2 protein-coding genes are annotated in these 2,372 nt (G+C 38.9%); both read left to right on the plus strand.

The window, feature by feature from the left end; translation table 11 throughout:
- The first annotated feature begins 316 nt into the window (after nucleotides 1-316).
- The gene (locus AC06OU_RS02580) at nucleotides 317-1,336 is read left to right on the plus strand and encodes an ABC transporter ATP-binding protein (RefSeq protein ID WP_475853770.1); all 1,020 of its coding nucleotides are present in this window, start codon (nucleotides 317-319) and stop codon (nucleotides 1,334-1,336) included.
- Nucleotides 1,311-2,294 carry an ABC transporter ATP-binding protein gene (locus tag AC06OU_RS02585; RefSeq protein WP_475853772.1) on the plus strand — a complete coding sequence of 328 codons (984 nt, stop codon included), beginning with the start codon at nucleotides 1,311-1,313 and terminating at the stop codon, nucleotides 2,292-2,294. Before AC06OU_RS02580 ends, AC06OU_RS02585 begins: the two co-directional genes overlap by 26 nt.
- The last annotated feature ends 78 nt before the right edge of the window (nucleotides 2,295-2,372 follow it).

Below are 2,372 nucleotides of genomic sequence, written 5' to 3' on the forward strand. Positions count from 1 at the left end.
GCAGATAAAATATGCGTGATAGAAAATGGAGAGCTAGCAGAAGAAGGTTCTCATTCTGAACTCATGAAGAGTAAAGGTGTATATTATAATTTATTTCAAATACAACAACTAGATACTGTGGACTAACACACACACCCTATAAGGCGATTCTGTTCTTATTGGGTGTTTTTATTTACCTATTTTACAAAAAGTTGAAATATGACAAATGTTTCAAAAAATATAAAAAGTATTGCATAAAAAGTATGTATGTGTAAAATATCAATATGAACAAATATAAAGAAAATTTTAAATAATCTTGTAAAAAAGGAGAGTTATCATGGAACAAGGAAAAAAAGTGCTAGAAGTAAAAGGGCTTCAAACTTCCTTTTTTACAGATGATGGCGTCATTCCATCTGTCGATTATGTAGATTTCCATGTTAGAGAAGGGGAAATTTTAGGCATCGTTGGCGAATCGGGTTGTGGTAAAAGTGTTACCTCTCTATCTATCATGGGGCTAGTTCCTAGTCCACCGGGAAAAATCACCAATGGTGAAATCCTTTTTAAAGGTAAGGATTTAACAACCTTCTCGGAAAAAGAAATGAGAAAAATAAGAGGAAATGAGATTGCTATGATCTTTCAGGAGCCAATGACCTCTTTAAATCCATTATTTACAATTGGTAATCAGCTGATAGAAGCAATAACCCTACATAAGAAGGATTGGAGTAAGAAGAAGGCAAAGGACAGAGCCATTGACATGTTAAAGCTTGTTGGACTTCCCAGAGCAGAGGCACTTATGAAGGATTACCCACACCAGCTCTCCGGGGGGATGCGTCAGAGAGTCATGATTGCGATGGCTCTTGTATGTGACCCAGAAGTATTGATAGCTGATGAGCCAACCACTGCATTGGATGTTACTATTCAAGCTCAAATTCTAAAGTTAATGAGAGATTTGAACAAGAGGTTAAACACAGCAGTGCTCTTAATCACTCATGATCTTGGAGTAGTAGCAGAGACATGCGAACGAGTAGTAGTCATGTATGCCGGGAAAGTAGTCGAAGAGGGACTTGTGGAAACAATCTTTAAAGATCCACAACACCCATATACAAAAGGATTGCTCGCATCAGTTCCTGATATGAGATATAAGAAGCAACGATTATACTCCATCCCCGGCAATGTTCCGAAGCCAGGAACTATAACAACGGGCTGTCGATTTGCAGCCAGATGTGAATTTGCATTCGAGCGCTGTACTCAGGAAAATCCTCCTCTGTATGAAACATCGGAGGGACATAAAACAAGATGTTTCTTATATGATTCGAAGGAGGTAACAGATTATGACAGAGCCACTGTTAAAAGTTGACGGGCTTAAAAAGTACTTTCCCATTCGTTCCGGTTTGTTGTCAAAAAAAGTCGGCTATGTTAAAGCAGTAGACGATATTTCTTTCTTTGTAAACGAGGGAGAAACTCTAGGGATAGTTGGAGAATCCGGCTGTGGTAAATCTACTACAGGAAGAATGCTTATGAGATTACTAGAGCCTACAGAAGGTAAAGTGACCTTTGAAGGAAAAGAATTAACGTCAATCTCTGACTCTGCTATGCGTAAGGTTAGAAGAGATATTCAAATGGTGTTTCAGGATCCTTATGCCTCATTAAATCCTCGGCACACGGTTGAGAAAATTTTGATGGAGCCACTGATTGTTCATCAAATTGGAGATCCAAAAACTCGCAAACAAAAGGTTCATGACTTTTTAGAAATTGTAGGATTGAGCAGCTATCATGCAAAACGATATCCTCACCAGTTCAGCGGAGGGCAAAGGCAGCGTATTGGTATTGCGAGAGCTCTTATGACTAATCCAAAGCTGATTATAGCAGACGAGCCAGTTTCAGCACTTGATGTATCTATTCAAGCTCAAGTTTTAAATCTGATGCAGGACTTGCAAAAAGAATTGAAACTAACCTATATATTTATCGCTCATGACCTGGGGGTAGTACGCCACATCAGCGATCGGGTTGGAGTTATGTACTTAGGGAGAATGGTTGAGCTTGCACCTAGTGAAAGTTTATATGCGGAGCCGCTCCATCCTTATACAAAAGCACTTCTTTCTGCTGTGCCAGTACCAGATCCACAATTTCAAAGGGAGCAAATTATATTAGAGGGAGATATCCCAAGCCCTTCTAACCCGCCTACAGGTTGTACATTCCATACACGTTGTCCTTTTAAAATGGATGTTTGTACAACCGTTAAACCGAAGCTTGAGGAAGTTAAGAACAGTCATTTTGTTGCCTGGCATCTATATAACGAGGCAGTACAGCATTGATAATATAATTTTTGGAGGGGTCCATGTGAGAAAAAAGAAATTGTTATCATTTATGTTTTTAATGATACTTGCTGCATT

The organism is Psychrobacillus sp., assembly GCF_056205495.1.